The sequence below is a fragment of the Daejeonella sp. genome, from assembly GCF_037719425.1.
Taxonomy (GTDB): domain Bacteria; phylum Bacteroidota; class Bacteroidia; order Sphingobacteriales; family Sphingobacteriaceae; genus Daejeonella.
This window is the reverse complement of record NZ_JBBJNI010000219.1, coordinates 1-4,722: the sequence shown is the minus strand read 5'-3', so window position 1 is coordinate 4,722 and position 4,722 is coordinate 1. Positions and strand designations below refer to the sequence as shown.

At 42.5% G+C, this 4,722-nt stretch carries 3 protein-coding genes; all 3 read left to right on the top strand.

Annotated features, from left to right (window positions below):
• The first annotated feature begins 244 nt into the window (after positions 1–244).
• Genes WKF69_RS18685 through WKF69_RS18675 form a run of 3 tightly spaced genes read left to right on the top strand, consistent with a single transcriptional unit; the run spans position 245 to position 4,606 of the window.
• Complete coding sequence (locus WKF69_RS18685; protein ID WP_340383938.1) at positions 245–1,519, top strand: DUF1972 domain-containing protein; 1,275 nt, start codon at positions 245–247, stop codon at positions 1,517–1,519.
• Positions 1,516–2,913, top strand: a complete 1,398-nt coding sequence (locus WKF69_RS18680) for an undecaprenyl-phosphate glucose phosphotransferase (protein WP_340383936.1) — start codon at positions 1,516–1,518, stop codon at positions 2,911–2,913. Before WKF69_RS18685 ends, WKF69_RS18680 begins: the two co-directional genes overlap by 4 nt.
• On the top strand, positions 2,903–4,606 hold the full coding sequence (locus WKF69_RS18675; protein ID WP_340383934.1) for a capsule assembly Wzi family protein: 1,704 nt from the start codon (positions 2,903–2,905) through the stop codon (positions 4,604–4,606). Before WKF69_RS18680 ends, WKF69_RS18675 begins: the two co-directional genes overlap by 11 nt.
• Positions 4,607–4,722 lie beyond the last annotated feature (116 nt).

Here is a 4,722-nt window from a genome sequence, read left to right as displayed (position 1 = left end):
CCTAAATATGACGTATAAATGTTAGTGGTATAAGCTTAACTTAATGACATTGGGCGAAAGCCAGAACCTCCCATAATTCCTTTCGCAAATTGTCATTCAGAAGAATGTCGGAATCTCCTTATTATTAATCCCAGTTTGCCGTTCCGAAAGCCGGATCATAATTATGCATTGTATTAGATTTAAAATACGAAAGGCGGCAGGTCAAGCCCAATATCAATAGATTAAGGCGCGGAGGTAAACTGAGGTGGCGGGTCAAGCCCGCCATGACAGGCCGTTGGGGAGCATGGAGATTCCGGCCTGCCTGCCGGTAGGCAAGCTCAAGGCCGGAATCGTCGTTATCACTAATAAAAATTATTTGATACTTTTGTCTGCGCAAAAAACCGTGCTGACACAGATGAAAGTAGCCATTATTGGTACAAGGGGTTACCCTTATGTTTATGGTGGTTTTGAAACCTTTGTAAAAGAGCTAAGCGAACGTCTCGTTAAAAAGGGAGTAAAAGTCCATATTTATTGCCAGCGGGACCTTTTTAAAGAGAAGCCGGGGAAAGTGAATGGAATCTGTCTTCATTATATACCCACAGTTCAAACCAAGTCTTTAAATCAAATCGTACATTCTTTTTTATCGATTGTTCATGCTTCCTGCAGCAATGTCGACATAATACTCGTAGTTAATTTGGCAGCCGGCCCGATGGGATGGATCCCTAAATTAGCAGGAAAAAAAACAATGATAAATGTCGATGGCCTCGAGTGGCTGAGGCCCAAATGGCGGGGTTTAGGGGGAAAGTATTTCAAATTTGCGGCAAGGCTGGCTACAAAGCTTTATGATGTAATTATTACGGATGCTGAAGCTATGCACCAGGTATATTTAGAAGAATTTAATACAGATTCAAAGGTTATCGCCTATGGCGCACCGGCTTTTAAAGTGTCGGATCAATCGCTTTTAAATCGGTTTAACCTGCAGCCTGAGGAATATTACCTCATCGTTGGCCGGCTGATCCCTGACAATAATGCAGATCTTATTGTGAAGGCATTTTCAGAGGCAAAATCAAGCAAGAAATTAATTATTGTTGGCGATGTTCCTTACCGCGATAAATATGCCGAAGACCTCAAGAAATATGAAGCGCCTAATATCCATTTTGTAGGATATGTAAAAGATAGCAGCGAGCTGATGGCACTATACCAGAACTGTTTTGTGTACATACATGGTCATAAGTATGGGGGAACAAACCCAGCCATGTTAAAAGCCATGTCTAATAATTGTGCTATACTTGCACTCGATACAACATTTAATCGTGAAATGCTTAATAACGGCGAATTTGGCGTATTCTTTGAGGAAAGCACACACTCTGCGATAGAAATGATGAATAAACTGGAGTCCAACCCCACATTTGTAAAATCCTTAAAAGATAAAGTGGCAAAAGGCCTGACCGATAAGTACAATTGGGACGCGATTACAGACTCGTACCGGTCTGTGATGTACGATCTTACCAATAAAAAAAAGGAGAATAGCTCTCTATGACGCGGCCATATTTTTTATACAAAAGCGTTAGATACCTGATTGACACACCGCTGTTAATAATTGCTTTCTGGCTGGCTGACCATTATTCGTACATGCATGTCATTAGCGGCGAGCGACCGCTAACGTTTCTTCTCATATCTATAATCTCCTGGTACACTGCCGCCCAGGTTTCACGTCTTTATACAGATCTGCGCTCGAGCAAATTTGCGGAAGAGATCATTTATGTGCTCGTAACAATTATTCTGTTTGCTATCTTACTCACCTCTTTTCTGTTCTTTTTCCGGAATACGATCCTACTGAACAATTATTTTCTGGGGATATATTTCGCCTCCCTGTTCATATTAATCATTCCATTCAAGTATATCCTTAGAAAATACCTCCATTTTGTTTTCTATAGCGGAAGGCTGCAGGAGCAGATCATATTAATAGGCTCTACTCCGGCTGCCAAGGATTTTTACGACACCATTAACCTGCACACCTACTATGGCTATAAGTGTATTGGCTTCTTAGATGATGATCGGACCAAGATGAATGGCTGCCCTTATTTAGGAAGGATAGAAGATCTAAGTAAAATTCTGGAGAATACGGAAGTCGCAGAGGTGATCATTGCACTGCCAAATTCTAAACATCAGCAGATCAGTTCGACTATTGAAGTTTGCGATTTCCATGCGACCAGGCTAAGAATGATACCGGATTTATATTTATACGCAGCGAGTAATATCAGCATAAATACGATCGGCTTACTTCCTGTAATCAATTTACGGTCCCTTCCCCAGGATAGATGGGCAAATAAATTACTTAAGAAAGCCTTTGATATAAGTTTTTCTTTGTCATTTTTCATTCTGATTGGCTGGTGGTTCATGCCTTTGGTCGCACTGCTGATTAAGATATCATCACGAGGGCCGGTATTTTTTAAACAGGAAAGATGGGGTTTGAATAATAAAATGATCGTTTGCTATAAGTTCAGGACCATGTATTATGGAAGCCCTGAAACTGATGACAAAGGCGGATTTATGCAAGCTACCAAAAATGACAACCGCGTAACACCTCTGGGCCGGTTCCTTCGGGAATGGAACATCGATGAATTTCCACAGTTCTGGAATGTACTTTTGGGAAACATGTCTGTTGTTGGCCCTCGCCCGCACGTAACACCACTTAATATATCCTCAATCCAGCACGTGGACCGCTACATGCTCCGCCACCTTGTCAAACCGGGCATAACTGGCTGGGCACAGGTGAATGGCTGTCGTGGCGAAACAACCGCTCCCGGCTCCATGCAGCGCCGGGTAAATTACGACCTTTATTATATCCACAGCTGGACTTTTTGGATGGATTGCCAGATAGTGCTGCAGACAATTATTAATACGATTAAAGGAGATCAGGATGCATATTAATAAAAGAAACGTCATTCGTAAAAGATTTTCAGCTTTCCGCTTTCCGCTTTCAGCTTTCAGCTTTCAGCTCTTAACTTTCTGCATTCTGCTTTTAGCTGCAAAAACCTCGACTGCACAAATAGTCTGGGAAGATCCAAAAAACTCAATCCATCAATTTCTATCAAGGCAGGCTCAAAAAGGGAATATAGAGATCACAGATTTCATACTCCCTCTGAGCAGAAAAGAAATTGCGCTCAATCTTGCTTTTCTTAAGGACTCGATTCATACCTTATCACTGACTGAACAAAAGGAACTGGATTTTTATCAGCAGGAATACTCTGAATTTCTTCCCCGGACTAACGACAGTGCCTCCTTTGCAAAAAAAGATGATTTCGGGCGCTGGAGGTTCTTATCTGTCAATACACCAAATTACCTGTTTAGAGGCGACCCGGTTATAAATCTCGAAACAATCCAGGGAAAGAATAAAAGTATATTTAAGAATAGCACAGGAATCCGTTTCTGGGGCCATGCCGGGAAAAACATTTCCTTCCAGGCCTATTTCACTGATATAACAGAAAACGGGACCGGAATTGATACCGTGAAGCAGTTTACCAATGAAACCGGAATAGTCCGAACCAGCAATGTAAACCCTGATGCCAAAACCCTTAACTATACAGAGCTTCGGGGCAACCTGACTTACAGCTGGAGCAATGGATCAGTAAGCATTGGAAACGACCAGCTGCAGTTCGGATATGGTGAGAATGGCAGAGTCGTCCTGTCAGACAAGGCTCCGGCCTATCCTTTTATACGCCTTGATTACCAGCCGTTAAAGTGGTTTCGCTTCCATTACGCCCACTCCTGGTTACAGTCAGCAATCATTGATTCCAATCGAACCTATGCAAAGGGGAATTCGATCTATGGATCTGAACGGGAGTTGTACGTACCGAAATTCATGGCTACACACAGTTTCAATTTTTTTCCGGTCAAAGGACTCGGCTTGAGCATTGGAGAATCTATGGTTTATAGCGACCGCATCGACGCAGGCTACCTGATCCCGGTCATGTTCTTTAAAGCTTACGACCAGTATGCAAGCAGGTACAAGATCAATTCAGGGTCCAACGGTCAGTTCTTTCTCCAGGCCAGTTCACGTAACCATATTCCAAAGAGTCATGTGTATGGTACTCTTTTTATTGATGAGATTCGCCTCTCGGAGATCTTTAACAAAGCTAAAAGCAGGAACCAGATCGGATTTAATCTTGGAGCTTCGGTGACTGATGTTGTGTTTCCTTACCTGACACTGGGGATGGAGTATACCCGCATTAACCCTTTTGTGTATCAAAACCTCATTCCTGCGCAGACCTATACTAATCAAAATTATAATCTTGGCGATTGGATAGGAGAGAATGCCGACCGGCTGACTGCCTGGGTGAGATATAATCCCCTACCCCGCCTGATAACTTCGATTCAGCTTAACTATACAAGGAAGGGACGGAAAGGAAGCCTGGAAGATCAATATTATGCAGAACCCCAGCCCAGCTTCCTGTCAGGAGCAATCACCACACAAAAACAAATGTTAGTCGAAATTAAATATGAGCTCATCAACCAATTGAGGCTCAATGCGTCTTACCTCAAGCAGGCCGGAATCATCCGCCCTCAATTACAACCCAAAGCTGTTGCCAATGAGTTTAGGTTTGGGGTTTCTTATGGGTTTTGAGCATACTTCGTATGCGAGGTTAAAATTTTTATTTTTTTAACCGCAAAGGGCGCAAAGGATCACTGACTTGTCCTGACATAGGTTGACAAAAAACAAGGTCAACGATGAATAGAAAT

Coding starts and splice junctions, on each gene's coding strand:
- WKF69_RS18680 (WP_340383936.1), top strand. CDS start 1,516: ATGACGCGGCCATATTTTTTATACAAAAGCGTTAGATACCTGATTGAC.
- WKF69_RS18675 (WP_340383934.1), top strand. CDS start 2,903: ATGCATATTAATAAAAGAAACGTCATTCGTAAAAGATTTTCAGCTTTC.